Below are 26,706 nucleotides of genomic sequence, written 5' to 3' on the forward strand. Positions count from 1 at the left end.
GGGTATCTTGAGATATCGCTTACACTGAGGACTGCTTTACTAAAACTGCTTTGATAAGGTCTGTGTTCCAAACCGATGACGCTATTAAGCCAGACCTTACCGACTATAGCAAACATTATTTTAATTTACTTTTAACATCCAGACGTCCGGACCGCCTTTATTGATTTTCTTAGCCTTTTGAAATTTTCAGTCAGGCAGAATGATAATCTTCATTGAACGATCAGAGTAAAAGGCATTACTGACAATCAATGTTGAAAAATGATACGAGTAATAGTGTGAATAACGCGCAGCGATAAAATGTATCGCTGCGCCCTCTTCTCTTTATATCAGGCCAGCTGTGTCTGCTGACGGGCAGCATGTCGCGCCGTCATGACAAACACCATAAGACCGGCAACACCCAGCGCAACGCCCACCCAGGCGGTAGAGATCCAGCCGTAGCCCAGCGACACCGTCAGACCACCGAGATACGCGCCCATGGCATTAGCAATGTTCAGCGCCGAGTGGTTCATTGCGGCAGCCAGGGTTTGCGAGTCATTGGCGACATCCATCAGCCGAATCTGCAGCGACGGCAGCAACACCGAACAGGTGCCGATCAGGAAGGTCGCCAGCAGTCCGGTCGCCACATGCTGAACCAGCACCGGGAAGGCCAGCATCACCAGCACATTCCATAACAGCGTCCAGCCAATAATATTCAGCACCGAACCATCCGCCAGACGGCCACCGACCAGATTACCGATGATCATCCCCAGACCGAATGCCACCATCGCCCAGGGTATTAACGAAGGTGAGATGCCGGCAATATTAATTAGCGTCGGTGCGATATAACTAAAGATCGCGAACATTCCGCCAAAGCCTACCGCGCCCACCAGCAGGGTCAGCAACACCTGTGGGTTCTTCAGCGCGCCCAGTTCACGCAGCGGATGCGCATCAACATCACCAGGCGTATAGGGAACATAACGACCAATCAGCAGGCAGGTCAGCAGACCTATCGCGCCCACAAAGGTGAACACCACATGCCAGCTGAAAAGTTGTCCTATCCAGGAGCCCAGCGGCACGCCGATCAGGGTCGCTACCGTCAGTCCCAGCATCAGGGACGCCAGCGCGCGGCCACGTCGCTCAATGGGTACCAGCGATGCCGCCACCAGCGAAGCCACACCGAAGTAGGCGCCGTGCGGCAAGCCTGTGAGGAAACGCGCAACAAGCAGACCGTGATAGCTATCAGCCATCGCGCTGGCGACATTACCGATGCTGAACAGCGCCATCAGGATCAGCAGCAGTGATTTACGCGCCATCCGCGCCGCCAGTACCGCAATAAACGGTGCACCTACCACCACGCCCAGCGCGTAACTGGCAATGGCGTTACCTGCCTGCGGCTCAGTGATTGCCAGAGAGCGTGAAACATCCGGCAGCAGGCCCATCATTATGAACTCACCCGTCCCGATGCCAAAGCCGCCCAGCGCAAGGGCCAGTAATGCCCAGCGGACAAAACCGGCATCGTCGGTTTTATGATTTTTTCTTAACAAAATTGATTCCCAATGGCCTGAACTGAAAAAAACGGAAGTGAGGCGGAGGGAGAAAGCAGAACATGTTCCCGTCCGGATAGAGCGGTCAGACTATAAAAAGGAAGAACGTGCTTAGCAACCAATTTTGTGATCTGGATCACTATAAGCATTCAGTGACGTGCAATGCCTGCTTTGCTGATCGGAACCAGACCGCCGGGAACCCGTTCAGGATACGAAGGTCATTCAGGCCTGGAGAGCCGATAACTGCTTTACGGGCCTGTCAGCGCGTGCCTGTATTCACCCGGCGGCCAATGTCTTTCAGCTGGGAGTATTTCTCCAGCAGCTGTGGACCATCATCCAGGCTCATGGCAAACATCCACATATAGGTCATCACCGAATAGATGTGACCCGCATCAGTACCGCCACGGCTGGACATCACTGCAATGGTGGCAGCAAACAGCAGCGCCGCCACGCTGCCAATCGCCAGATAACCGCACGCTTCCCTGTCGGAGAGGCGGATTCGCAGGCTGGCCAGCACGCCATAGTGACGGCCAAGTGACGCGGCGTTCGCATTGCTGACAAAGCTCACCTCTTTCTCCAGCCGGTTATTCAGACGACCAAACAACGCGTCGTTTTTACGGGTAAACCCCGGCAGAAAACAGGCAAAGAACAGCAGGATCGCCAGACAGCCTGCGCCGGTCCAGAACTCGATAGCCAGCAGCATCACGGCGGCACCGGTCATCGACGCCAGCGAGGTTATCAGCACTGGAAGATGTTTCTCAAAAAAGTCGACAAATTCACGTGACAACGCCACCCGCGCGGCAACCGTTGAAGCGCTCTGGTTTTCGCTGCGCTGCGCCACGATCACCGGCACGGCCAGTTCGGCGTAGATCCGGGCAAAGGTGCGGGTATCCACACTACGTCGTGCTGCGCCAATGGCCCACATAGTAAAGACCATTGCGGCATAGAGCACTGCATGCCAGGTCCTGCCAGAGATGATCGCATTGATCGCGAAGCCTGCCAGCAGCGGATAGAGGAGATACATGACATTCTCCGCCACCACCAGTAGCAGCGTGAGGAACAGCTTGCGGCTATGGCGACGGCCGAGCATTTTTAATGTCAGAATAGCGCTGCGGGGAGCCGCAACAGGAAGAATAGTTTTTGAGGAATGCATAGTTTCTGTTTCTGATATAGTTATTATTGAGCGGCCGCTCAAGTACAAAAAACAGTCTATTTGAGCAATTGCTCAAAGTCAATGTAGCCATTATCGGGAGAATAATGAAAGAGTCAGCTGAAACATTAAGAACCAGGATACTGGATGCGGCGATAGTCCTGTTTATTGAAAAAGGGATCGAAAAAGTGACCACCCGGGAACTCACCGAATCAGTGGGTATCTCACGCAGTCATATCTACCACTATTTCAGTAACTGGCAGACACTCTGCCTGGCGGCGCTGGAGCGCTTCATGCAGGTGGATTTTGAAACGTTTGCTGACTCCCTGAAGATGCTCACACCCCGCCAGCGGCTGGCGACGCTGATCGAAAGCCATCTGCCGAGCGCACCGGATGCAACCTGGCAACTCTATGCGTCGTTCTGGCAGACGGCTGCACATAACGAAGCCTATGCGGCGCTGGCCGATGAGATGACGGATGCCTGGCAGGGTTTGATGGAAGCGATTATCCGTGACGGCGTCACGGATGGAACACTGCAGTGCAGTAACGTGCCCCGTACCGCCAGACAGATCAGCGCCATGCTCAACGGCTATGCCGACCTGCTGACCATCAATCCTTCTGAAAATAAAGCACGAGAAGCACTGGCAGACTTAAATAATTTTATTGATGCTGTCCTGTCATAAAACCGATTAACCGGTTTATTAGCGATACGGCAACGACCAGATATTAATTAAATGTTAATAAAAGGTTTATTATTTTAATTAGTCGGCGGTTTATTGCTACTATGAATGCAGCTTCCGCAGTAAAACAGACTTATACCGTTTCTGTCTGAAAAGGCCTCTTTTTGATAGCGTTTTTACCCGGAAACAGCTGTTTACACAGATTATTATCATTGACTTAGCGCAACCGGAGTCAGGTAAGCTGGTGTTTTTACGCCAGTTATTGGAAAGCAGCTAACGAAGCGGCAAGAATAGATGCGCTCATAATCCCACCAAATGATTGATTCCTATAGTAAAGAATCCGATATCTGATGATGAAATTAAACATTGAGTCGGACCTTAAAAACACCTATATTGGCCGCGCTTTATACATAGCCACCCATTTTAATTCATTTATTCAACTGTGACGCTACGCCCGTCCCGGTTGTAGGAGAGATATGATGACGGATAAAGTCCGTATTGATAGTTTGAATGCACAGAACGCAAACGCTACCAACGAAACGTATTTAGCCCGTCAGGCTGAATTTGAATCAAACGTTCGCAGTTATCCTCGTAAATTGCCATTCGCAATTGCGAAAGCTCAGGGTGTCTGGATTACAGATGTCGAGAATAATCAGTATCTCGACTGTCTTGCAGGTGCAGGAACGCTGGCGCTGGGACATAACCATCCCGATGTTTTGCAGAGCATTCAACATGTCATTACCAGCGGCTTGCCGTTACATACTCTTGATTTAACTACGCCTTTAAAAGATGAGTTCTCTGAGTACCTGCTCTCCTTATTACCGGGCCAGGGCAAAGAGTACTGCCTGCAGTTTACTGGCCCGTCCGGCGCAGATGCCGTTGAAGCGGCGCTGAAACTGGCGAAAAAGCACACCGGTCGTTCTGGCATTATCAGCTTCTCCGGTGCCTATCACGGTATGACCCACGGCGCGCTGTCGGTCACCGGCAACCTGTCTCCGAAAGAAGCCGTTGATGGCATGATGCCGGAAGTGCAGTTCATGCCTTATCCGCACCTTTACCGCTGCCCGCTGGGCATTGGTGGTGAAGCGGGCGTAAAAGCGCTGACTTACTACTTCGAAAACCTGATTAATGACGTTGAAAGCGGCGTTCGCAAACCTGCTGCCGTCATTCTGGAAGCGGTTCAGGGTGAAGGCGGTGTTAACCCGGCGCCAGCGGAATGGCTACAGCGTATCCGCAAAGTCACCAAAGAGCATGGCATTCTGCTGATCATTGACGAAGTCCAGGCGGGTATTGCCCGTACCGGTAAATTCTTCGCCTTTGAGCACGCGGGTATCGAGCCAGACATCATTGTGATGTCCAAAGCGGTCGGTGGTGGTCTGCCACTGGCGGTACTCGGCATTAAGAAAGAGTTCGATGCCTGGTCACCAGGTCACCACACCGGCACCTTCCGTGGTAACCAGCTGGCAATGGCCACCGGCCTGACTACCCTGAAACTGCTGAAAGATAATAACATCGCTGACAAAGTCGCGGCACAGGGCGAATGGCTGAAAGGCAAACTGGGCGAGCTGCAGCAGCGCTATCCGGTCATCGGCAATGTGCGCGGTCTGGGTCTGATGATCGGCATTGAGCTGGTGAAACCCGACGAGCCTGCTGACCACATGGGCAGCTTCCCGGCAGACGGCGAGCTTTCTGCGCTGGTTCAGAAGAAATGCTTCGAGAACGGCCTGATTCTGGAGCGCGGCGGACGTCACGGCAGCGTATTACGTCTGCTGCCTTCCCTGCTGATCACGGATGCAGAACTTGACGTGTTCATGGATAAATTTGAAAACGCCCTGCTGTCAGCTGGCGTGAAACCAGTTTGAGTGGAGTGAATGCAATGTCCCGGTTAAACCCGATTCTGGCGGCCTCAGCACAGAGTATCGAGGCCTACCAGCAGGCGATTGCCCAGAGTAGCGCGGCCGTCGTTAAATGGCTCGAACAACCTGAGATGTATCAGGGAAAAACCGTCGCAGAGCTGCGCGAGCGCATCACGCTGGACTTCAATCCTCAGGGCCTGGGCAACCAGGCCGCGATTGAACGCGCCATTGAGTACTTCCTCAAAGATAGCCTGTCGGTGCATCACCCGCAGTGTGTGGCGCACCTGCATTGTCCGAGCCTGGTTATCAGCCAGGCGGCGGAAGTGCTGATCAACGCCACCAATCAGAGCATGGATTCATGGGATCAGGCACCGTCTGCCACCCTGATTGAAATGAAGCTGATTGAGTGGCTGCGCACCCAGGTGGGTTATCAGCCTGGCGACGCGGGTGTCTTCACCAGCGGCGGTACACAGAGCAATCTGATGGGGCTGATGCTGGCACGTGATGCCTGGTTTGCCCGCCAGGGACATTCGGTACAACAGGATGGCTTAACAGGCGATCTGAAGAAGATAAAAGTCTTCTGCTCAGAGAACGCACACTTCTCCGTACAGAAGAACATGGCGCTGCTGGGTCTGGGTTATCAGTCCGTCACGCAGGTAAAATGTGACCGCTTTGCCCGCATGGACATGGATGACCTGCGCCACAAGCTGGCCGCATCCAAAGCCAACGGCGAAAACATTCTGGCGATCGTTGCCACAGCCGGTACCACCGATGCGGGTGCGATCGATCCACTGCGTGAGATCGCGGCGCTGGCGGCGGAAGAGAACATCTGGGTGCACGTCGATGCAGCCTGGGGTGGCGCACTGCTGCTCTCAGAAAAATATCGCGATTATCTGGATGGCATTGAGCTGGTCGACTCCATCACCCTGGACTTCCACAAGCAGTTCTTCCAGACCATCAGTTGTGGCGCTTTCCTGCTGAAGGAAGCACGTCATTATGAGCTGATGCGCTACCAGGCGGCCTACCTGAACTCTGAGTTCGATGAAGCGCAGGGCGTGCCGAATCTGGTGTCCAAATCGCTGCAGACCACCCGCCGTTTTGATGCACTGAAACTGTGGATGGGCCTGGAAGCGCTGGGTCAGAAGCAGTATGCCGAAATCATCGATCACGGTGTGACGCTGGCGCAGCAGGTTGCTCAGTACGTTGATGAACAACCTGCGCTGGAGCTGGTGATGAAACCGCAGCTGGCCAGCGTGCTGTTCCGCTATCGTCCGGCGCATCTGGCGCACTTCAGCAGTGCGGATATCGCCCTGTTGAACCAGCGTATCGGTGATGCTCTGCTGGAGTCAGGCCGCGCTAACGTCGGCGTGACCGAACACGATGGCGTGACCTGCCTGAAAATGACGCTGCTGAACCCGACAGTGACGCTGGATGATATCAAAGTGTTGCTGACACTGGTGGAAAGCACGGCACAAAAGCTGGTGTAATTTCCCTGCAATCCGCAGTCCGTCGCATACAACAAAACCAGCCGCCAGGCTGGTTTTTTCGTTCAGGCACCTCTGTTTTCCAGTCCCAGCTTTTCAGCCAGCCGATGCACGGCAGAAGCCGAAAGGTACTCCTCTGCGATCTCCGAAAATTCCGACCAATGCTGGCTCAGAAACCAGGCCACGACTTCGCTTTCCTCTTGTGACAATTCCATATCGTCTCCCGTTAGAATCAGGAAAGTATGGTTGGCGATATATATCGGGACATCAAGCGCGTATTGCCGGATGAGCGACAGAATCGGGTCCCATTTGACCCAACATACAGCCAAGGCACTGATGCAGACCTGGACGATTGCCAGATGCTCTGTTCCTGGTCTGTTTCAGCGCGTGGGTGGCTCATCCAGCATCCGCAGATGGTCATCTTTATTGAGCGTCATCAGTGCCACAATACTTACCAGTGCTGTCGCCATCACATACCAGGCGGGAATATCGGGGTTACCCGTCTCCTTAATCAGTCCGGTGATAATCAATCCTGCGCAGCCGGAAAACACCGCATTGGAGAGTGAATAGGCCAGCCCAAGCCCGGTATAGCGCACTCGCGTCGGAAACATTTCGGACAGCATCGCGGGTCCTGGCCCGGCGAGCAATCCGACTACCCCGCCCGCGATAAACACCACCAGCGCTTTTAGCAGCAATCCGGCGCTCTCTGACTGCAACACGTTTAACAGCGGCAGAGAAAGCACCAGCAGCAGTACCGCCGCCGAGACCATAACTGCCCGTCGCCCAATCCTGTCGCTCAGCATTCCGGCCGGAATAATCGTGGCGGCAAAGCCGAGGTTGGATATCACCGCAATCAGCAGCGCCTGGTTAAAGCCAGTATGCAGCAATGCCTGCAGATAAGTCGGCATGATCACCAGCCAGGTATAGCCCGCGGCCGACCACACCATCAGTCGGCAGATACCCAGCAGAATCGTTTTCAGTGTGTCACCCAGGCTGGCGTCGATTTTTGCTACAGGTTGCGCCTGCTGCTGAATAAATGCCGGCGTCTCCTCCATCTGAACCCGCAGCCAGAGCGCCAGAACGCCCAGTGGCAGCGCGACAAAGAACGGAATGCGCCAGCCCCAGCTCAGCATCTGCTCCGGCGTCAGCAGCACCGAGAGCAGCGCGACAATGCCCGCGCCTGCCAGCAAACCCAGCGCCACGGTAAAGGATTGCCATGCGCCATACAGACCCCGCTTTCCGCGCGGCGCAAACTCGGTCATCAGTGAAACCGCCCCGCCATACTCGCCCCCCGCGAATAGCCCCTGCAGGATGCGAAGACCGGTCACGATCAGCGGCGCCAGAATGCCCAACCGGGCGTAGGTGGGAACCAGACCAATAGCCGCCGTCGCCAGCGTCATCATGATCAACACAAAGATCAGCACAGGTTTGCGCCCGATGCGGTCGCCCATACGGCCAAAGATGATCGCACCCAGCGGACGGAAGAAAAAAGCGATGGCGAATGAGGCATAGGTCAGCAGCAGCCCGGTCAGCGCGGATTCCCCTTCCAGCCGGAAGAAGTTCTGCGCAATAACGGTAGCCAGAAAGCCATAAACCGCGAATTCATACCATTCAATGAAATTCCCTACCGAACCGGCAAGCAGCGCACGTTTACGGCTAGAGGAGCTGAGCAGATTTCCAACGGGTACGGACATGGGCGACGTTCCTTTTTACAGCATCATCAGTTGCTTATGATTAGCACAATCACTGCATGCCTGCGCGCTCTTCTGCACGTCACATTAACCTGAACACATAAAAGCAGCGATGATGCGCCGCGGGTGAGCTTTTTCACCTTCAGTCCTTGCACAACCGCTTTACGATTGTCAGGATGTGCGGCATTGACTGAATCAGGCGGATAGATGATGAACGCACACACCTCAAAAGATCCTCTGCATGGCGTAACGCTGGAGATGCAGATTAACAGTTTAGTCGCGCAGTACGGCTGGGCAGAGCTGGGAAAACGGATCAACATTAACTGCTTTAAAAGCGATCCCAGCGTTAAATCGAGCCTGAAGTTTTTACGTCGTACTCCCTGGGCGCGGGCTGAAGTCGAAGCGCTTTATCTCGACTCGTTAAGCGCGCAACCGGCAGCGCGTGAAGAACCGTCAGACGCGGATCAGGCCCCTGCTGAAGATCCCTGGGGCAACTGGCGCGACAAAACGCCGGAGTAATACCGATCAGGCGACAATAAAAAAGCCCGCACAGGTTAACCTGTGCGGGCTTTTTTTACGTCAGGTCGCTGTTACAGCGCCATATCGTGTTTCGCTGAAGGCGCAGCTTTCTCAGGCTGTGCGGCCGGCGCATCTGTGGTTTTGCCTTCCATGTTGATCACGGGCGGCGTGGTCAGTTGCAGAGTCTGAGCGGTCTCATTCCAGACCTGCTGCAGCAACGGCACGTTGTCATTCAGTTTCTGACCGTAGCCTGGGATCATCTTGTGGATCTTCGCCTGCCATTCCGGTGACTTAAACTCTTCCGGGAACAGTTTCTGCATCACGCTCAGGGAGATAGGCGCTGCGGTTGAGGCACCAGGAGACGCACCCAACAGTGCCGCCACGGTTTTCTGCTGATCGGTCACAATTTCTGTACCCAGCTTCAGCACGCCACCTTTATCAGCATCTTTCTTGATGATCTGCACACGCTGACCGGCCTGAATCAGTTTCCAGTCCTCTTTCTTCGCGTCCGGATAGTATTCCTGCAGTGCTTTAAAGCGATCTTCATCACTCAGCATGACCTGTCCGATCAGGTATTTCACCAGGTCGAAGTTATCCATACCCACATCGGTCATCGGCACGATGTTATGAGTCGTGGTGGTGCTCAGCAGATCAAACAGCGAACCGTTTTTCAGGAACTTGGTGGAGAAGGTCGCAAACGGTCCAAACAGCACGACGCGTTTGCCGTCCAGATAACGGGTATCCAGATGCGGAACCGACATCGGCGGTGCACCGGTTGACGCCTGACCATAGACTTTCGCCAGGTGACGATCGGCAATCGCCTTGTTTTCAGTCACCAGGAATGATCCGCCTACCGGGAAGCCCGCATAGTTATCCGCTTCCGGGATACCGGTCTTCTGCAGTAATTTCAGCGCACCTCCACCCGCACCGATAAAGACATATTTCGCGTCAACAGCACGTTCGTTGCCGTTTTTAGCGTCTTTAATAGTGACGTGCCAGGAGTTGTCGCCGTTACGTTTGAAGTCGGTAACTTCAGAGGAAGTTTCAAGACGGAAGTTATCGTTCTTTTTCAGGCTGCCGATCAACTGACGGGTAATTTCACCATAGTTAACATCGGTGCCAACTGGCGTCCAGGTTGCGGCCACTTTCTGCTGTGGATCGCGACCTTCCATGACCAGTGGTGCCCACTGCTCGATCTGCTTGTGATCGGTAGAGAACTTCATGCCCTGGAACAGCGCCGTTTTCTGCAACGCCGCATAGCGTTTGGTCAGGAAGTCGACGTTGTCGCCCCAGACGAAGCTCATGTGTGGTGTTGAGTTAATGAAAGAGCGCGGATCGTGCATTACGCCCTCTTTAACCTGTGAGCTCCAAAACTGGCGAGAAATCATGAACGCTTCGTTAATTTCCAGCGCTTTAGAGACGTCGATAGAACCGTCTTTACGCTCAGGCGTATAGTTCAGTTCCATGTTGGCAGAGTGACCTGTACCGGCATTGTTCCAGCCGTTAGAGGATTCCAGTGCCACGCCATCCAGCTTCTCAACCATGATCTGTTTCCAGCCAGGCTGCAGCTCTTCCAGCATGGTGCCCATTGAGGCGCTCATAATGCCGCCACCAATTAACAGGACGTCAGTTTTTTCTGGTGAGGTTTCAGCGTGAAGGGCTGAAGAAACTAACAAGGCCGCGAGGGAAAGAGTGGGAATAACTTTCTTTGAATTCATCATTTTAATCTACAGCTCAGACGGTACTGGTTAAAAAAAGTCCTCAAAGTTTAAAATAATGTTATTTGTGAGTTAATGTGAAAATAGTTATAAAATTAAAAATAGCAATTTAGCCTTATTTTAATTACAAAAGGCTTACTGAATTGCTCACATATTTTAACCACACATTAAGGGTGTCCTTTGAATTATACAATCCCCTAACACAAATATTGTTTGAGTGCGACTGCCCACGCGCAGGCCGCTAAAACTGTACTGATGCGGTGTGTTAGCGTATGTTTCCTGGCGATCTCCCATCCGTGCTGGACATTCATGAAAAGCCAAACACAGAATCGACATGCCGTGCCGAAACGACCAATGAAACTCAGTACTCTGACCACCCTGATGATGACCGCCGTTATCATCACTGTGTTGGTCGCTGTCCATCTGCTCTATTTCGTTCAGATTGATAACTTTGCTCAGTCGCATCTCAAAGACAAGGCGATGGCAGTGGCTCGCACGCTGGCAGACACGCCTGAAGTTCAGCGTGGTTTGTTGTTGCCGGACGGCAGCAGCCAGATTCAGCCGCTGGCTGAAGCGGCCCGCAAACGTAACGGTCTCCTGTTCGTGGTGGTCACGGATATGCAGGGTATTCGCTTTTCACATCCCAATGCGGCGGTGATTGGCAAACACTTTGTCGGAAATGATATCTATCCCACGCTGGGCGGGCGGGAAAATGTCGCCGTCAATCATGGCGTACTGGTGGAGGCACTGCGGGTATTTACGCCCGTTTATAACGCACAGCATCAGCAGATTGGTGTCGTGGCGATCGGCATCGCACTGAATGATGTGGCGGCTCAGATTGCTAAAAGCCGCTGGAATATCGTCTGGACCGTCCTGTTTGGTGGTCTGGTAGGCCTGCTGGGTATGCTTATTCTGGTCAGGCGATTAAAAACCATCTTACTGGGGCTGGAGCCGCACGAAATTTCCAGCCTGTTTGAGCAGCGTCAGGCCATTCTGAATTCAATTAAAGAGGGTGTGATTGCAGTAGACGATCAGTCGCGCGTCAGCCTGATCAACCACGCGGCTCAGCAGTTGTTACATGAGACCACCCGCAAGATGCCGTCAAGCGGCGATTTGATTGCAGAAGAGAGTGTGATGCATCGTCATCAGCAGGATGCACTGCATGCAGGTAAAGCCTGGTACGACCAGGAGTTGACGCTGGGTAACCGGATCCTGATCAGCAACACCGTGCCTGTTCGCAGTCGCGACCGCATAATTGGCGCGGTGACCACCTTCAGGGACAAGACGGAGATTAGCCAGCTGATGCAGCGGCTGGACGGCATGGTAAACTATGTGGATGCATTACGTGAGCGGTCCCATGAGTTCATGAACAAGCTGCATGTGATACTGGGCCTGCTGCATATGAAAAATTATGCGCAGATGGAAGAGTACATCCTGAAAACGGCTAACGCCTATCAGACTGAAATCGGTTCACTGCTGCAAAAGATTAAGTCGCCGATCATTGCCGGCTTCCTGCTCAGTAAAATCAACCGGGTGACCGATGAAGGCCATCAGCTGATTATTGATGAAGCGAGTTTTCTGCCTGACTGCGGCAGCGAGGAGCAGAACGCGGTTTTGATCACCGTACTGGGCAATTTAATTGAAAACTCGCTTGAGGCGATGGACCCGGAAACTGAAGGGGAAATTCACCTCATGCTGCATTATCAGAACGGCTGGCTGGCCTGCGAAGTGAGTGATGATGGGCCGGGCATTGACGGCAACCAGCTCAGCACCATTTTTGAGCGCGGTGTTTCATCAAAAGGCGATGATCGTGGTGTCGGATTATTTCTGGTGAAGCAGCAGACCGAAAGTCTGGGCGGCAACGTCAGTGTCGAGTCGGAACCGGGTGTATTTACCCAATTCTTAGTACAACTTCCGTGGGAGAGAGGAATGATTACCCAATGATCAATGTGTTAGTTGTCGACGATGATGCGATGGTAGCCGAACTTAATCGCTGCTATATCGGGCAGATCCCAGGCTTCATGTGCTGCGGCACCGCCTCGACCTTACAGCAGGCAAAAGAGCGGCTGGCTCAGGAGGAGCCACAGGTTGATTTAATCCTGCTGGATATTTATATGCAGCAGGAAAACGGCCTCGACTTACTGCCGGAACTGCGCAGTGCCGGACGTCCGGTTGATGTGATTATCATCTCGTCAGCCGCCGATGCCGCCACCATCAAAACCTCGCTCAACTATGGCGTAGTGGATTATCTGATCAAGCCGTTTCAGTTTGCCCGCTTTGAAGAGGCGCTGACCGGCTGGCGACAGAAAAAATCACTGATGGATAACCACCAGTTCTATCAGCAGTCGGACGTTGATCAGCTGTTGCATGGAAATCCGCCAGGCGCCAGCGAGCAGAAACGTCTGCCGAAAGGATTAACGCCGCAGACGCTGCGCACCCTCTGTCTGTGGATCGATTCGCATCCTGGCACCGAGTTCTCTACCGATGAGCTGGCAACGGAAGTGAATATCTCTCGCGTCTCCTGCCGCAAATACCTGATTTGGCTGGCGCAGATTAATATTCTGTTCACCAGTATTCACTATGGTGTCACGGGCCGTCCGGTTTACCGCTACCGCCTGCAGCCGGAGTATCACACCTTACTCAAACAGTACTGTCAGTGAACCAGCCGGTACCCGGTGTCCAGTAACTGAAACGAAAAGTGACGTTGTGACGAGCAGATGACCTGCCTGTCACGGGTCACAAAGATCGCTTCAATGCCCGGTTTATCTGCCAGGCATGCCATGCCCTTTTCGACACCTAAGCCATAGAGCAGTGTCGTGTAGATGTCACCATCCAGTGATCGATCAGAGATCACCGTGACGCTCATCAGGTCGGTATCGAGTGGATATCCGCTGTGCGGATTGAGGATGTGGTGATAACAGATGCCATCCAGCTCGAAATAGCGCTCATAGACACCCGACGTCACCACCGAGCGGTTGTTCACGCCAATCACGCCAATCAACTCATCGGCCTCACCAAAAGGTTTTTTCAGGCCAATTGCCCAGCCCGCCTCTTCGGGCGGCGCGCCCACCGTCTGCACGTTCCCGCCCAGATTAATCAGCGCACTGCTAACCTGCTGCTGGCGCAAAAACGCCTGCACTACGTCGGCGATATAGCCCTTGGCGATGGCGCCCAGATCAATCTCCATTCCCGGCCGGGCCAGCATGACACTGCGACTTGTGGCATCAAGGATGACGTCATGGGGATTCGTCAGCGCCATGCGCATCTGAAGGTCGGTTTCTGTGGGGACGCTGTGTCCCTGAAAACCGATTTTCCAGCACTTCACCAGCGGCCCGATAGCAAGATTAAACAGGCTGTCCGGCAGCAGGCTGACGGCATGTGCGCAGGCGATCAAATCAAAGACTGGCTGGCTGACGACCACAGGATGCTGACCGGCCGCGTCATTAACGGCCATCACTTCAGACGCCGCGCGATTCACCGTGAAAAGGTTCTCCTGCTGTTTGATCAGGCGGAAAACCTGAGCGGCCAGCGTCTGGTTGTCTTCGAAGAGCTTCAGCAGAATGGGCGACCCCATTAAAACAGCGGAGTAAGCATAGACACGCGCATCAGTTAACATAGGCGACTCTGCTTTGAATAGGAAAAGACCGGCACCCGCAGGTGCAGATGCCGGAGACTGCCGTTAACGTCGGGCGTAAGCGGCGGCGTTACCACCGGCCAGAATACCGAAGATGATGATATCTGCCACGGCGTTACCGCCGATACGGTTCGCGCCGTGGATGCCGCCAACCACTTCACCACATGCCCAGGCACCGTTAATCACCTGCTTCTGGCTGTCCAGCACCGCTGTTGTGGTGTCGATAGTGACACCGCCCATGGTGTGGTGGACGCCCGGAGCAACACGAATCGCGTAGAACGGTGCTTCACTAAGCGGATGACGCAGCGCGGTCTGACGACCAAAGTCTTCATCCTTCTGCATGATGACGAAGTTGTTGTAACGGGCCAGCGTTGCTTCCAGCGTGTGATGCTCACTCATGTTGAGTTTCACCGCCAGTTCTGCCACGGTTGGCGCGCTGATCACAAAGCCTTTGGCGATATATTCGTCAGCAGCTTTATTGTTCATACGCACCTGCTCATCAAACACAATCCAGGCACTCTTTTCTGGCAACGCGATGATCTGTGCGGAGACTTTATCGCGGGTTTCCATTTCGTTGTAGAAACGTTCGCCCGCCTGGCTGACCAGGATGGCGCCGCCGCCGCGAATGGATTCGGAGACCAGATAAGAGGTGGTCTGCTCAACCGTTGGGTGAATCTGGATTTCGCCCATATCCACGGTGCCGGCACCAATTTTTTCCAGCATCGCAATACCGCTGCCGGTAGCGCCTTTATGGTTGGTCGTTACGAAGCCATCGAGTTCAGGGCGGTATTTCACCACCAGCTCACGGTTAGCACTGAATCCTCCGGTCGCCACAATCACGCTTTTGGCGTTCAGGATACGGCTGTCGTTGTACTCATCGACCACTTTCACACCCGCGACTGCACCATTTTCGTAGAGAATCTCCGCAACGGAGGTTTCCAGCAGGACTTCGATGTTGCGGCTGTTGATATTTTTTACCAGGCCGCTAATCAGGAAGCCACCTACCGCTGAACGGTCAGCCGGGCGGTGCGTACGGTCGATGCTCATTCCGCCGGTAATAGTGATGTCGTTAAGCTCAATGCCTTTATCCGCCAGCCACTCAATTGCTTCAGGTGCCAGGTCAACAAACTCACGCAACAGCACCGGATTGTTTTTGAACTGACCGCCTTTCAGCGTCTCTTCATAGAACAACTCTTTGCTGTCTTCAATGCCTTTGAGTTTCTGGAAGCGGGTTTCAGCGGCGTTCATGCCTACTGACGCTTTAATTGTGTTGCCGCCAATGGTCGGCATCTTCTCGATGATCACCACGCGCGCGCCTTCATCGTGCGCCTGAATCGCCGCCGCCAGACCGGCACCGCCGCTACCCACAATCACCACATCGTAATTCTGTGGTGCGTTAGGGTTACCGCCTTCCTCGATCACGTGTTCCTTACTGGAGGTGGTCATCGCGCGTGAAACCGCTTTTTTAAGCGCCTCACTCTGAGTGGTTGCACCGGTAATCGCATCGACGTGTGGGCTGTTCGCCACCAGGATGCGGCTACGCAGGCTTTCAAAGGTGGTGGTGAAGTCCACATCCAGCGTGTCATCCGGCACCAGCGAGATGTCGGTGATACGGTCGGTATCCAGCGTGACGTTGATTTTCAGCTTCAGCGCTTCGGCTTCAACTTTTTCCTGATAGACGCCCGCTTTGTATTTACGGCCTGATTCGCTGGTGTCGCGGATCATCGCATCGACCAGCGAGAAGCGCCACAGCGGTTCAGGAATCTGCAGCTCTTCGCGTTTGTTGCTGTCGATGTAGAGCTCAAGGTGTTCATTGTTGATGATGCGATCGGCCCAGTTCGGATAGGCAATACAGGCTTTACCAATCGCGACCAGATCGTAGCCCTTCTCCAGCGCCAGCTCCGCATCCGCTTTGTTCACCACGCCGCCGACACCGATTACCGGTACTTTTGCCAGCTCAGGTGAGCGCATCGCGATGAATTTCTCAATCAGCGGCGTCGGGTCCTGAGTATCGACAATCGACGGACGCAGCAGCTGGCCGACAGAGAAGTGAACGTAATCGAGTCCACGCGCGGCCAGTTTTTCCAGCAGATAAAGCGTGTCATCAAAACGGATGCCGGGGACTTCGATCTCTTCCGGCGAGAAGCGATAGCCGATAATGAACGAGTTATGAGCGAAGCGCTCCGCCATCTTATGGGTGATTTCCAGCACTTCAAGCGGGAAACGCGCGCGGTTATCGCGGCTGCCGCCCCACTTGTCATCGCGCTGGTTAGAGTTAGGTGAATAGAACTGCTGAATCAGGTAAGTGTTGGCACCATGAATTTCGACACCGTCGAAACCGGCCTTGATGGCGCGGTTCACTGCGTCACCAAATTTGGTGATCATGGTATCGACCTCTTCAGCGCTTAGCGCGAGAGGCTGCGTTGCCCCTTCACGAGGCGCCGCGATGGCGCTGGGCGCAACCGGTGTTTTTCCGCCAATCAGTTCTGGCTCAACCATACGGCCGCCGTGATATATCTGCAGAATGGCGGTTGAGCCTTCAGATTTAATTGCGTCCGCAATACGTTTGAGACCGGGAATTTTATTGTCGCTGTCGATAGCAATGGCACCCGGAAATGCCGGGCCACGGTTATCAATAAAACAGCACTCTACAATCACCGTACCGATGCTGCCCGCGCGGGCGCGATAGTACTCGACCAGCTCGCTGGTGACCGTGCCGTCGTAAAAACCGGTACAGGTGGTCATCGGAGCCATGACCAGCCGGTTTTTTAAAACAGCGCCATTGGGCAGGGTAAGTGGATTAAGAATGGGAGTGAGAGATTTCATTGCGATAAACTCCAAAATTTATAAAGTCTGGAAATTTTTAGCGGACGCAAATTATCGCTTAATTAAGTGGTCCGATGTCATAACGTTAATATACTCTTTTCTTTGCTTTCTTAAGCGATAACTTTAATTTTATAACTTTTAAACGATTTTTATTTTTTTATTTGCCGGGAGAGTAAAACGAAGTTATATTAATTGTTAACTATCAGTTACCAAAAATCAACCATTCATTTACACAACAAACAATCTAAATAAAATCATAGAATTATAGAAAAACACTTGCTTTACAGAGTCATTTTGTTGTTGATCGGCTTCACAGAGTCGTGAAATATTTGACATCGCAAAAATAAATTAATAATAAATGTTAAAAAATGGGAATAATGAATTAATTTCTTTGATCTGGATCAAAATTCTTATTTCTAAAAATCGCATTATATTTACATGGATTTAAAAACGCTGCTCATTATCACAGCAGCAGATTATAGAAATCAGTGCATCGCGGTTTATTCACACTATTAAGAATATAAAAGAAAGTCATCAGTGAAGGTCCGGGGCGCAAATCGCATTCTTATTAACTTGCAGATAAAACACTATGAAAACACTCTCAGCTGTTACTGAACCCCCAAAAGCCGATCCTGTGGCGGCGGGTAAAAAGAAAGCTATCATGCTGGCTCTGCCGGTAATCGTTGCCGTACTGCTGTTGCTTGTTCCCACCCCAGCCGGACTCGAACCCTACGCCTGGCACTTTTTTGCCATTTTCGTGGGCGTGATTGTCGGGTTGATTTTTGAACCTTTGCCTGGTGCCGTGATCGGTCTGACTGGCGTGGTGGTCATCGCGCTGTTCAGCCAGTTTCTGCTCTTCAGCCCGGCTGAACTGGCTAACCCGAAATTTAAGGTCGCCAGTGAGTCTTTTAAGTGGGCGGTCAGCGGTTTTGGCAACTCTACAGTCTGGCTCATCTTCGGTGCCTTTATGTTCGCCGCAGGTTATGACAAGACGCAGTTCGGGCGTCGCCTTGCGCTGATTCTGGTGAAATATCTGGGTCGCCGGAGTCTGACGCTGGGTTATGCCATTACCTTTGCTGACCTGTTACTCGCACCCTTCACTCCGTCAAACACCGCGCGCAGTGGCGGCACGATTTACCCGATTATTGCTAACCTGCCGCCGCTGTATGGTTCTAAGCCTAATGACCCAAGCGCCCGTAAAATCGGCTCTTACCTGATGTGGGTTGCGATTACCGCAGCCTGTATCACCAGCTCAATGTTCCTCTCTGCACTGGCTCCTAACCTGCTGGCGCTGGCGCTGGTGAAAAGCATCATCGGTTTTGATATTTCTTGGGGCATGTGGTTCCTGGCCTTCCTGCCACTGGGCTTGCTGCTGATTCTGACCATGCCGCTGCTGGCTTACTGGTTCTACCCACCTGAAGTCAAAATCAACGATGAAGTGCCAAAATGGGCTATCGCTGAACTGGAAAAACTGGGCCGACTGACCCGCAATGAAATCCTGCTGCTGGTGTTTGTGGTCTGTGCCCTGCTGATGTGGATTTTCGCCACCTCGTGGATTGAGCCTGCGATGGCGGCGTTACTGGTTGTCGTGCTGATGCTGTGGACCGGCGTCCTGAACTGGAACGACATTACCAGTAATAAACCGGCCTGGAACACCTTTGCCTGGTTCGCAACCCTGGTCGCGCTGGCAGATGGCCTGGCCCGTGTCGGATTCATCACCTGGTTAGGTAAAGAGGGTGGCATGCTACTGCAGGGTTATGACCCGCAGGTTTCAGCCGTGGTGCTGTTAATCGCCTTCTTCCTGCTGCACTACCTCTTTGCCAGCACTACCGCGCACACTACCGCGCTGTTACCGGCCATGCTGACCATCGCAGCGTCAATCCCAGGCATCAACATGCCCGTCTTCTGCCTGATGCTGTGTACCTCTCTGGGTGTGATGGGCATCATCACGCCATACGGCACTGGCCCAAGTCCGATTTACTACGGTAGCGGCTATCTGCCTACCAAAGATTACTGGCGTCTGGGTACGATCTTCGGTGCCATCTTCTTAGGTTCGATGATGCTGATTGCTTATCCGTGGATGGTGTGGATGTTCTGACGGATACAACATGCAGATCAACGCGTTATAAGATACCATTCCAGCACTTCCTCACCGCACCCACGGTGAGGAAGCATAATAAACGATTAATTCGCCTATGATGTTGTGCCCCGCAGCCTGCACGCGGAGGTTCAGCCGGTCATTAAGTGAGAAAAAATGTCGAACAAACCTTTTGTCTATCAGAACCCTTTTCCGCTGTCCCACGAAGATACTGAATACTATTTGCTGAGTCGCGATCATGTCTCCGTCGCCGAGTTTGAGGGTCAGGAGATCCTGAAAGTTGACCCGCAGGCACTGACGCTGCTGAGTCAGCAGGCTTTCCACGACGCCTCTTTCATGCTGCGTCCGGCCCACCAGCAGCAGGTTGCCTCCATCCTTGATGACCCGGAAGCCAGCGACAATGACAAATATGTGGCTCTGCAGTTTTTAAGAAACTCTGAAATTGCTGCCAAAGGCGTGCTGCCTACCTGTCAGGATACCGGCACCGCGATCATCATGGGCAAAAAGGGCCAGCGCGTCTGGACCGGCGGTGGCGATGAAGCCGCGCTGTCACTGGGTATCTACAACACTTATATTGAAGATAACCTGCGCTATTCCCAGAATGCCGCGCTGGATATGTATAAAGAGGTGAATACCGGCACTAACCTTCCTGCGCAGATCGACCTCTATAGCGTCGATGGCGATGAGTACAAGTTCCTCTGTATCGCTAAAGGCGGCGGCTCCGCCAACAAAACTTATCTCTATCAGGAAACCAAAGCGCTGCTGAGCCCAGGCAAACTGAAAAATTACCTGGTGGACAAAATGCGTACCCTCGGCACCGCTGCCTGCCCGCCATACCATATCGCGTTTGTTATCGGCGGCACCTCGGCAGAGAGCACACTGAAAACCGTGAAGCTCGCCTCAACGCACTACTACGATGGCTTACCGACCGAAGGCAACGAGCATGGTCAGGCATTTCGTGATGTGCAACTCGAGCAGGAATTGCTGAAAGCAGCGCAGGACCTTGGCCTTGGTGCGCAGTTTGGTGGCAAGTACTTCGCCCACGACATCCGCGTGGTGCGTCTGCCACGTCACGGCGCGTCCTGCCCGATCGGCATGGGCGTTTCCTGCTCGGCTGACCGCAATATCAAAGCGAAGATTAACCGCGAAGGTATCTGGATTGAGAAGCTGGAATCAAATCCAGGCCGTCTGATTCCGGAAGCGCTGCGTCAGCAGGGCGAAGGTGAAGTGTTGCAGGTGAATCTTAACCGTCCGATGGAAGAGATTCTGGCCCAGCTCTCCGCGTATCCGGTTTCTACCCGCCTCTCACTGACCGGCACCATTATCGTGGCGCGTGATATCGCACATGCCAAACTCAAAGAGCGCATCGATAATGGCGAAGGATTGCCGCAATACATCAAAGATCACCCGGTCTATTACGCCGGTCCGGCTAAAACGCCTGAAGGATACGCGTCCGGTTCACTCGGCCCGACGACAGCCGGACGCATGGATTCCTACGTGGACTTGCTGCAAGCCCACGGCGGCAGCAAAATCATGCTGGCAAAAGGTAACCGCAGTCAGCAGGTGACGGATGCCTGCCATAAACATGGCGGCTTTTATCTGGGCAGCATCGGTGGTCCGGCCGCGGTGCTGGCGCAGCAGAGCATCAAGAGTCTGGAATGCGTGGAGTATCCTGAGCTGGGAATGGAAGCGATCTGGAAAATCGAGGTAGAGAATTTCCCTGCCTTTATCCTGGTCGATGACAAAGGTAATGACTTCTTCCAGCACATTGAGCGCGCGCACTGCGCGAAATGCGTGAAGTAATACCTGCGTCAGCTAAGCAAAAAGCCCCGGATTCGGGGCTTTTTTGTTGATAAAGTAAGGGCTATTGGCTGTCAGAGAGTCTGCGCAGGGAGCACGGTCAGAGGCGGAAAGCGTCCCGTACCAGGGACGGTGCGGGCCGAGCGTGTCACGGATGACGGCTTTTGAGTCTTTCCGAACTGACCGCGTTCCCTGAGCAGGCTCGATCCAGCAACAACCCTACCTTTCTATCCCCGCTGCAACCGCTGCAACGCCACATCAATCTGCACATCACCCTGGGTGAGTTCGATTATCTGATATTTAATCGCCGGATTCTCAATCAACCCGACCAGCGTCGCCGCCACATCTTCACGCGGGATTTCCCCATAAGGAATAGCGAGATCAGCATGCACCCGCCCTGTCCCGGCTTCATCGGTCAGCGTTCCCGGCCGCAGGATCACCCACTCCAGCTTGCTCGCCACCAGCACGGCATCCGCCAGACGTTTCACCCGCATGTAATTCTCAAAACCCTCTGATGGCGTTTTACCACGGCCTGCATCCGGAAACGCCGAGACCAGCAGGAAGCGCGAGACACCCGCCTGCTCTGCTGCAGCTACCGCCAGCTTCAACCCTTCACCGTCAATAGCATTGGTCAACTCGATCCCGGCACCGCCGGCACCCGCTGTGAAAACAACCACTTCGTGACCCGTCATTAAACCGGACAGAGCCGTCACGCTGAGATGCTGAATATCACCCGCAACAGGCTTCGCGCCTGCGGCCTGAAGAGTCTCAGCCTGTTCCGGTTTACGGTGCAGCGCCGTGACCGCATGGTTTCTGCTGCTCAGTTGACGCGTCAGCTTCTGGCCAACCTTGCCCGCCGCCCCGATAATGAAACATGTTGTCATCGATCTGCTCCTCCATTCACTGATTCAGTGCCTGAGTATAGTCTCTGCCAGAAACGAAACAGGCGCCTGATGCGGCGCCTGCTGGGTTATTCCGGAATCACTTTTTCCGCTTTCAGCTTATCAAACAGCTGAGTAAAAGAGTCGAGCGTGCTGCGATAGCCGGTAAAGCCCGCTTTGCGGCTCTTACTCATATCAGTAAAAGCTTCCATCGGACGGCCCAGATCCGCATCGGTGTGCCACCATGAAGCCAGCTTAGTTACATCTGCCTCACGCAACTGATTCTGCTCTGCAATCGCCTGCCATGCACTGGCGGCTTCCTGCATACGATTTTCCAGCGGCATCATCTGCGCCGGATACTCCGCAGCTTCAATACCGAAATAGTCTGCCAGTTTTGGCCACATCCAGTTCCAGCGGAAGACGTCGCCGTTTACGGCATTGAAATCCTCATTTGCGCCATTCGGTGAAGTGGCAGCCCAGTGCAACTGCTCAGCAAGCAGGCCCGCATCGGTCATATCCACAATGCCGTTCCACTGCTCAGGCGAGCCAGGGAAGATAAAAGGCCAGCCCTTCTCTTTGCACAGCGTCGCGTAAACCGCCAGCGTCTGCCCCATATTCATCGCGTTACCTACGGCATGACCGATGATGGTATGCGGACGGTGCACGCTCCAGCGATAGTCATACTTCTCAGCGCCCGCGAAAACTTCATCTTCCTGCGCGTAATAGAAGTTATCGACTGGCTGACGACCCTGCTCTTCGCGGAACGGCGTCACCGGCACTGCCCCTTTGCCGTAAGCTTCAAACGGGCCCAGATAATGCTTCAGTCCGGTAACCAGTGCCACGTGTGAACCCTTCAGGCGATCGCCAAGTGCTTCAATCACATTGCGAACCATGCCGCCATTAACGCGAATGTTCTCTTTCTCATTTTCCTGACGCGCCCAGACGCTGAAGAAAAGCGCATCCGGTTTTACCTCTTTCAGTGCGTCACGAACGGCGTCAGCGTCGGTCAGATCGGCTGTCAGACTGGCTGCACCTTCAGGAACCGCACCGCGTCCGCGTGAAAGACCGGTGACCTGCCAGCCTTCTGTTTGTAATTTCTCTGCCAGTGCGCGACCAATAACACCGCTGATGCCAACAATCAAAGCGTGCTTTTTCATTTGATTTCTCCTCGTTTTGCGTAATCCTAAGCCTAATAGAGAATTCAGTTCTTATCTCTGGCATTTATTCACAGCATTCTTAACCTGAGTTCATCAATCAATGCACGATCATCGCCTCAAAGATATTCTGCCGTTTGTTGCCAGCGTCGAGTGCGGCAGCTTTACCGCCGCGGCTGAGCGGCTGCATGTGACCGGTTCGGCAGTCAGTAAAAGCGTCAGCCGCCTGGAAACGCGACTGGGCTCGCGGCTGCTGGAACGCACCACGCGAAGCCTGCACCTCACCGACGCGGGCAGCGCCTATTATCAGACCTGCCTGCGCATCCTGGAGGATCTGGCCGAAGCCGAGGCAGTGCTGGCGGCGCAGCGCATCATTCCGTCCGGTCGTCTGCGTCTGGCGGTGCCCACGACCTATGGCCGTCTCAACGTCATGCCGCTCTTGATGCCATTTTGCCAGCAGCACCCGGAACTGGCGCTGAGCCTGAGTTTGTCCGATCGCTTTGTGGACCTGTTTGAGGAAGGCGTGGATGTGGCAGTACGGATCGGCGGTGCGCCTGACCTGCCTGCGTCCCTGGGATGGCGCAATATGGGCCGCGAGCAGATGCAGTTCTGTGCTTCTCCTGCTTATCTGGACCGTGAAGGTCGTCCGGAGAATGAGGCGGCGCTGCTGAATCATCCTGCCATCCTATATGAGCGCGTGGATGGCTCAACCAAACCCTGGCTGTTCACCACAGAAGATGGTCAGCCACACTGGCGCGAGGTGCCGTTCAGGCTGGCAGTGGGCGACGTTGATGCGCAACTGCAGGCGGTCATCGCCGGACTGGGTGTGGCCCAGATGCCTTCATGGCTGATTCAGCGCGCCCTAGCAGCCGGCGAACTGGAGATTATCCTGCCGCAGTTACAACCCGACGGGCTGACGCTAAGCGTGGTATGGCCACGGCGTAAACAGTTTCTGCCAAAAGTAGACGCGCTGTTATCCGCATTAAACGCACTCACCATCCGCTAACCTCAACATTCTCCCTTCTTCTGGTCAGGATATTTCATCCTGACCCTGATTCGTCACACTCTGCTTTCCCGAAATTATTCCCATTTTGCCCTGAAAAAAACACCGCCTTTTTATTACCGTGAATAATAACCCACTTTAATTTAACGCTTTTTATTACGCCCTGATGGAATCCAATCAAAATAAAAATGGCGCACGGGTTGAGCTCACATAATGAAAACTAAGTTTCAAATATAATTTAACCCGAAATAAAAATATCAGTAGGGTGATGGCTTCTTCATGTTCTGACGTTTTGTCTTTGCCGTAATGACCAGGAGTATTCATGGAAAAAGAACTTTATATTTCGTCGAACCCGGCCTCCGGTCCTAATAGCGCCACCCGCACCGAGCCTTTTGTGAAGATTATTGCGTTGGTTGCCACTTTAGGTGGGTTGCTATTTGGTTATGACACCGGTGTGGTCTCGGGTGCGCTGCTATTTATGCGTGGCGATCTGCATCTCACGCCGTTTACAACGGGACTGGTGACCAGCTCCCTGCTGTTTGGCGCAGCTTTTGGCGCGCTGGCAGCCGGCCATCTGGCAGATGGCCTGGGCAGACGACGCATTATCATCGCGCTGGCGCTGATTTTTGCTCTGGGTGCGGTGGGATCAGCCCTGGCACCGGACGTCACCTGGATGATCGCCTCGCGTCTGTTTCTTGGCTTTGCCGTGGGCGGTGCAGCCGCCACCGTGCCGGTCTACATCGCGGAGATCGCACCCGCGAACAAACGCGGCCAGCTGGTTACCCTGCAGGAGCTGATGATCGTCAGCGGTCAGTTGCTGGCCTACATCTCAAACGCCACGTTTAACGATATCTGGGGCGGCGAAAATACCTGGCGATGGATGCTCGCGTTATCGATTGTGCCCGCCGTTCTGCTCTGGATCGGCATGATATTTATGCCAGAAACCCCGCGCTGGCACGTGATGAAAGGCCGGAGTAACGCCGCCCGTGAGGTGCTGGAAAAGACCCGTGCCGCTGAAGATGTTGAGTGGGAACTGGAAGAGATTGAGGAAACCATCGAAGAGAACCGCCAGCGAGGCAAAGGCCGCCTGCGCGATCTTGCGACGCCCTGGCTGATGAAAATTTTCCTGCTGGGCGTGGGCATCGCCGCCATTCAGCAGCTGACCGGCGTCAATACCATCATGTACTACGCGCCGACCATGCTGACCGCTGCCGGACTGAGCAATGATGCGGCGCTGTTTGCCACTATCGCCAATGGCGTGATTTCGGTGGTGATGACGCTGGTCGGTATCGGGTTAATCGGCAAAGTGGGCCGTCGCCCTCTGGTGTTAATTGGACAGATGGGCTGCACCTGCTGCCTTTTCTTTATCGGGCTGGTCTGCTGGCTGATGCCGGAATACCTCAATGGCAACGTCAATCTGCTGCGGGCGTATCTGGTGCTGGCGGGCATGCTGATGTTTCTGTGCTTTCAGCAGGGCGCGTTGTCACCGGTGACCTGGTTACTGCTGTCAGAAATCTTCCCCGCCCGGATGCGCGGCATCTGTATGGGCGGCGCAGTCTTCTCACTGTGGATTGCTAATTTTGCCATCTCTATGGCCTTCCCGCTGTTATTAGCCGCGTTTGGTCTGGCTGGTGCCTTCTTTATATTCGCGGCTATCGGCATCGGCGGTTCTGTTTTTGTTGTGAAGTTTATTCCCGAGACCCGGGGAAGAAGTCTTGAGCAGGTCGAGCACTATTTCTATGCGCTTTATAACGGCAAAAAATAGTGCCTGCTGCGCAGTAAAAAAATAACGGCCCGCGTCATTACGCTGACGACCCGATTGCTATTAACACCGATACCCTACGTTCAAGGAAATTGTTATGAGCCTGAATATTCCGAACTCGCGCTTTTGCATCAACCGTAAAATAGCGCCCGGCCTCACCCTTCCGCAATTTTTTAACCTCGTCAGCCAGCTGGGAATTCACAATGTCGAGCTGCGTAATGATATGCCCAGCGGACGCGTCACCGACAATCTCAGCGGTGACGACGTCAGGGCACTGGCGCGTGAGTCAGGTATTCGTATTGTCACCATCAATGCGCTCTATCCGTTTAACCAGCTGAATGAAGAGGTACTACAACGCGCCCGCCAGTTATTAAGCGATGCGCAGGCAGTTGGCGCGGAATCACTGGTGCTCTGTCCGCTCAATGACGGCACGCCCATCAGCGCAGCCGATACCGTCGCTGCACTGAAAACCCTGGCACCACTTTTCGCCGACGCAGGTATTCAGGGACTGGTAGAACCGCTGGGCTTTCCTCAGAGCTCACTACGTTCGGCAACTCAGGCGCAGACACTGATTCATGAAGCAGGCGTGCCGTTCAGATTACTGATCGATACCTTCCATCATCATCTGTTTGAGGATGCGGAAAAGACCTTTGAACAGGAGATCGATATCGGACAGATCGGGCTGGTTCACCTCTCCGGCGTCACTGACCCGCGCCCGGTCAGCCAGCTCACCGACGAAGAGCGCATCATGCTCAGCGCGGACGACCGCCTGCACACTAAGCAACAGGTAGCGCGGCTGGAGAAGATGGGCTACAGCGGCCTTTACGCTTTTGAACCTTTCTCGTCGGTAATGAACAGCTGGCAGGAAGCGGACATCACCCGCGAAATACGCGACAGCATTCGTTTGTTAAATCACTCAGCTTAAAG

At 53.8% G+C, this 26,706-nt stretch carries 20 protein-coding genes; 11 read left to right on the plus strand and 9 right to left on the minus strand.

The window, feature by feature from the left end:
• Positions 1-326 precede the first annotated feature (326 nt).
• Both P2R09_RS03990 and P2R09_RS03995 read right to left on the minus strand, forming a co-directional pair.
• Complete coding sequence (locus P2R09_RS03990; RefSeq protein WP_275767329.1) at positions 327-1,523, minus strand: MFS transporter; 1,197 nt, start codon at positions 1,521-1,523, stop codon at positions 327-329.
• Between the two features lie 259 nt (positions 1,524-1,782).
• Entirely contained in the window at positions 1,783-2,676 is an 894-nt protein-coding gene (locus P2R09_RS03995) for an ABC transporter six-transmembrane domain-containing protein (protein ID WP_275767331.1), read from the minus strand.
• A 104-nt stretch (positions 2,677-2,780) separates the two neighbouring features.
• On the opposite strand from P2R09_RS03995, the gene P2R09_RS04000 reads away from it, so the two are divergent.
• From P2R09_RS04000 to P2R09_RS04010, 3 genes are all read left to right on the plus strand, one after another.
• Positions 2,781-3,356: a TetR/AcrR family transcriptional regulator gene (locus P2R09_RS04000; protein ID WP_275767333.1), complete on the plus strand. Its 576-nt coding sequence runs from the start codon at positions 2,781-2,783 to the stop codon at positions 3,354-3,356.
• A gap of 473 nt (positions 3,357-3,829) precedes the next feature.
• The gene (locus P2R09_RS04005) at positions 3,830-5,215 is read left to right on the plus strand and encodes a diaminobutyrate--2-oxoglutarate transaminase (protein ID WP_003851454.1); all 1,386 of its coding nucleotides are present in this window, start codon (positions 3,830-3,832) and stop codon (positions 5,213-5,215) included.
• A gap of 14 nt (positions 5,216-5,229) precedes the next feature.
• Positions 5,230-6,696 carry an aspartate aminotransferase family protein gene (locus tag P2R09_RS04010; protein WP_275767338.1) on the plus strand — a complete coding sequence of 489 codons (1,467 nt, stop codon included), beginning with the start codon at positions 5,230-5,232 and terminating at the stop codon, positions 6,694-6,696.
• Between the two features lie 62 nt (positions 6,697-6,758).
• Here P2R09_RS04010 and P2R09_RS04015 read toward each other — a convergent pair whose 3' ends face one another.
• Both P2R09_RS04015 and P2R09_RS04020 read right to left on the minus strand, forming a co-directional pair.
• Positions 6,759-6,908 (minus strand): hypothetical protein, encoded by a 150-nt coding sequence (locus tag P2R09_RS04015; protein ID WP_275767340.1) that lies wholly within the window; start codon positions 6,906-6,908, stop codon positions 6,759-6,761.
• A gap of 165 nt (positions 6,909-7,073) precedes the next feature.
• Positions 7,074-8,387 carry an MFS transporter gene (locus P2R09_RS04020; RefSeq protein WP_275767342.1) on the minus strand — a complete coding sequence of 438 codons (1,314 nt, stop codon included), beginning with the start codon at positions 8,385-8,387 and terminating at the stop codon, positions 7,074-7,076.
• Between the two features lie 207 nt (positions 8,388-8,594).
• Here P2R09_RS04020 and P2R09_RS04025 point away from each other — a divergent pair, with 207 nt between their 5' ends.
• Positions 8,595-8,903, plus strand: a complete 309-nt coding sequence (locus tag P2R09_RS04025) for a VF530 family protein (protein ID WP_039661404.1) — start codon at positions 8,595-8,597, stop codon at positions 8,901-8,903.
• Between the two features lie 71 nt (positions 8,904-8,974).
• Here P2R09_RS04025 and mqo read toward each other — a convergent pair whose 3' ends face one another.
• Positions 8,975-10,624, minus strand: coding sequence for a malate dehydrogenase (quinone) (mqo, locus tag P2R09_RS04030; protein ID WP_008924706.1), 1,650 nt, complete (start codon positions 10,622-10,624; stop codon positions 8,975-8,977).
• Positions 10,625-10,975: 351 nt separating this feature from the next.
• On the opposite strand from mqo, the gene dcuS reads away from it, so the two are divergent.
• Both dcuS and dcuR read left to right on the plus strand, forming a co-directional pair.
• On the plus strand, positions 10,976-12,565 hold the full coding sequence (gene dcuS / locus P2R09_RS04035) for a DcuS/MalK family sensor histidine kinase (protein WP_275767345.1): 1,590 nt from the start codon (positions 10,976-10,978) through the stop codon (positions 12,563-12,565).
• Positions 12,562-13,281: a two-component system response regulator DcuR gene (dcuR, locus tag P2R09_RS04040; RefSeq protein ID WP_003851470.1), complete on the plus strand. Its 720-nt coding sequence runs from the start codon at positions 12,562-12,564 to the stop codon at positions 13,279-13,281. The genes dcuS and dcuR overlap by 4 nt, the downstream gene beginning before the upstream one ends.
• On the opposite strand, the gene P2R09_RS04045 is transcribed toward dcuR, so the two are convergent.
• Both P2R09_RS04045 and P2R09_RS04050 read right to left on the minus strand, forming a co-directional pair.
• Positions 13,275-14,237, minus strand: coding sequence for an FAD:protein FMN transferase (locus P2R09_RS04045; RefSeq protein WP_275767348.1), 963 nt, complete (start codon positions 14,235-14,237; stop codon positions 13,275-13,277). The two genes, dcuR and P2R09_RS04045, sit on opposite strands and share 7 nt — an antisense overlap.
• A gap of 63 nt (positions 14,238-14,300) precedes the next feature.
• Positions 14,301-17,081, minus strand: a complete 2,781-nt coding sequence (locus P2R09_RS04050; protein WP_275767350.1) for a flavocytochrome c — start codon at positions 17,079-17,081, stop codon at positions 14,301-14,303.
• Between the two features lie 589 nt (positions 17,082-17,670).
• Here P2R09_RS04050 and P2R09_RS04055 point away from each other — a divergent pair.
• Together P2R09_RS04055 and fumA are read left to right on the plus strand one after the other, a co-directional pair.
• Entirely contained in the window at positions 17,671-19,179 is a 1,509-nt protein-coding gene (locus P2R09_RS04055; RefSeq protein WP_003851475.1) for a DASS family sodium-coupled anion symporter, read from the plus strand.
• Between the two features lie 156 nt (positions 19,180-19,335).
• On the plus strand, positions 19,336-20,982 hold the full coding sequence (fumA, locus tag P2R09_RS04060) for a class I fumarate hydratase FumA (RefSeq protein ID WP_275767352.1): 1,647 nt from the start codon (positions 19,336-19,338) through the stop codon (positions 20,980-20,982).
• Positions 20,983-21,206: 224 nt separating this feature from the next.
• Here the strand turns inward: fumA and P2R09_RS04065 are convergent, their stop codons facing one another.
• Positions 21,207-21,863: an SDR family oxidoreductase gene (locus tag P2R09_RS04065; protein WP_275767354.1), complete on the minus strand. Its 657-nt coding sequence runs from the start codon at positions 21,861-21,863 to the stop codon at positions 21,207-21,209.
• Between the two features lie 86 nt (positions 21,864-21,949).
• Positions 21,950-23,017, minus strand: coding sequence for an SDR family oxidoreductase (locus tag P2R09_RS04070; RefSeq protein WP_275767356.1), 1,068 nt, complete (start codon positions 23,015-23,017; stop codon positions 21,950-21,952).
• Positions 23,018-23,117: 100 nt separating this feature from the next.
• Here P2R09_RS04070 and P2R09_RS04075 point away from each other — a divergent pair, with 100 nt between their 5' ends.
• From P2R09_RS04075 to P2R09_RS04085, 3 genes are all read left to right on the plus strand, one after another.
• A complete protein-coding gene (locus P2R09_RS04075) occupies positions 23,118-24,020 on the plus strand; it encodes a LysR family transcriptional regulator (RefSeq protein ID WP_275767358.1) in 903 nt (300 codons plus the stop codon).
• A 319-nt stretch (positions 24,021-24,339) separates the two neighbouring features.
• A complete protein-coding gene (locus P2R09_RS04080; protein WP_275767360.1) occupies positions 24,340-25,782 on the plus strand; it encodes a sugar porter family MFS transporter in 1,443 nt (480 codons plus the stop codon).
• 94 nt (positions 25,783-25,876) lie between these two features.
• Entirely contained in the window at positions 25,877-26,704 is an 828-nt protein-coding gene (locus P2R09_RS04085) for a TIM barrel protein (RefSeq protein ID WP_275767362.1), read from the plus strand.
• Positions 26,705-26,706 lie beyond the last annotated feature (2 nt).

This window comes from Pantoea sp. Cr_R13 (assembly GCF_029222565.1).
Classification (GTDB): Bacteria; Pseudomonadota; Gammaproteobacteria; order Enterobacterales; family Enterobacteriaceae; genus Pantoea; species Pantoea eucalypti.

Excerpts from the sequence above, each read along its gene's own strand:
- P2R09_RS03995 (WP_275767331.1), bottom strand. The coding sequence starts at position 2,676 with ATGCATTCCTCAAAAACTATTCTTCCTGTTGCGGCTCCCCGCAGCGCT.
- P2R09_RS04000 (WP_275767333.1), top strand. The coding sequence starts at position 2,781 with ATGAAAGAGTCAGCTGAAACATTAAGAACCAGGATACTGGATGCGGCG.
- P2R09_RS04005 (WP_003851454.1), top strand. The coding sequence starts at position 3,830 with ATGATGACGGATAAAGTCCGTATTGATAGTTTGAATGCACAGAACGCA.
- P2R09_RS04010 (WP_275767338.1), top strand. The coding sequence starts at position 5,230 with ATGTCCCGGTTAAACCCGATTCTGGCGGCCTCAGCACAGAGTATCGAG.
- P2R09_RS04015 (WP_275767340.1), bottom strand. The coding sequence starts at position 6,908 with ATGGAATTGTCACAAGAGGAAAGCGAAGTCGTGGCCTGGTTTCTGAGC.
- P2R09_RS04020 (WP_275767342.1), bottom strand. The coding sequence starts at position 8,387 with ATGTCCGTACCCGTTGGAAATCTGCTCAGCTCCTCTAGCCGTAAACGT.
- P2R09_RS04025 (WP_039661404.1), top strand. The coding sequence starts at position 8,595 with ATGAACGCACACACCTCAAAAGATCCTCTGCATGGCGTAACGCTGGAG.
- mqo (WP_008924706.1), bottom strand. The coding sequence starts at position 10,624 with ATGATGAATTCAAAGAAAGTTATTCCCACTCTTTCCCTCGCGGCCTTG.
- dcuS (WP_275767345.1), top strand. The coding sequence starts at position 10,976 with ATGAAACTCAGTACTCTGACCACCCTGATGATGACCGCCGTTATCATC.
- dcuR (WP_003851470.1), top strand. The coding sequence starts at position 12,562 with ATGATCAATGTGTTAGTTGTCGACGATGATGCGATGGTAGCCGAACTT.
- P2R09_RS04045 (WP_275767348.1), bottom strand. The coding sequence starts at position 14,237 with ATGTTAACTGATGCGCGTGTCTATGCTTACTCCGCTGTTTTAATGGGG.
- P2R09_RS04050 (WP_275767350.1), bottom strand. The coding sequence starts at position 17,081 with ATGAAATCTCTCACTCCCATTCTTAATCCACTTACCCTGCCCAATGGC.
- P2R09_RS04055 (WP_003851475.1), top strand. The coding sequence starts at position 17,671 with ATGAAAACACTCTCAGCTGTTACTGAACCCCCAAAAGCCGATCCTGTG.
- fumA (WP_275767352.1), top strand. The coding sequence starts at position 19,336 with ATGTCGAACAAACCTTTTGTCTATCAGAACCCTTTTCCGCTGTCCCAC.
- P2R09_RS04065 (WP_275767354.1), bottom strand. The coding sequence starts at position 21,863 with ATGACAACATGTTTCATTATCGGGGCGGCGGGCAAGGTTGGCCAGAAG.
- P2R09_RS04070 (WP_275767356.1), bottom strand. The coding sequence starts at position 23,017 with ATGAAAAAGCACGCTTTGATTGTTGGCATCAGCGGTGTTATTGGTCGC.
- P2R09_RS04075 (WP_275767358.1), top strand. The coding sequence starts at position 23,118 with ATGCACGATCATCGCCTCAAAGATATTCTGCCGTTTGTTGCCAGCGTC.
- P2R09_RS04080 (WP_275767360.1), top strand. The coding sequence starts at position 24,340 with ATGGAAAAAGAACTTTATATTTCGTCGAACCCGGCCTCCGGTCCTAAT.
- P2R09_RS04085 (WP_275767362.1), top strand. The coding sequence starts at position 25,877 with ATGAGCCTGAATATTCCGAACTCGCGCTTTTGCATCAACCGTAAAATA.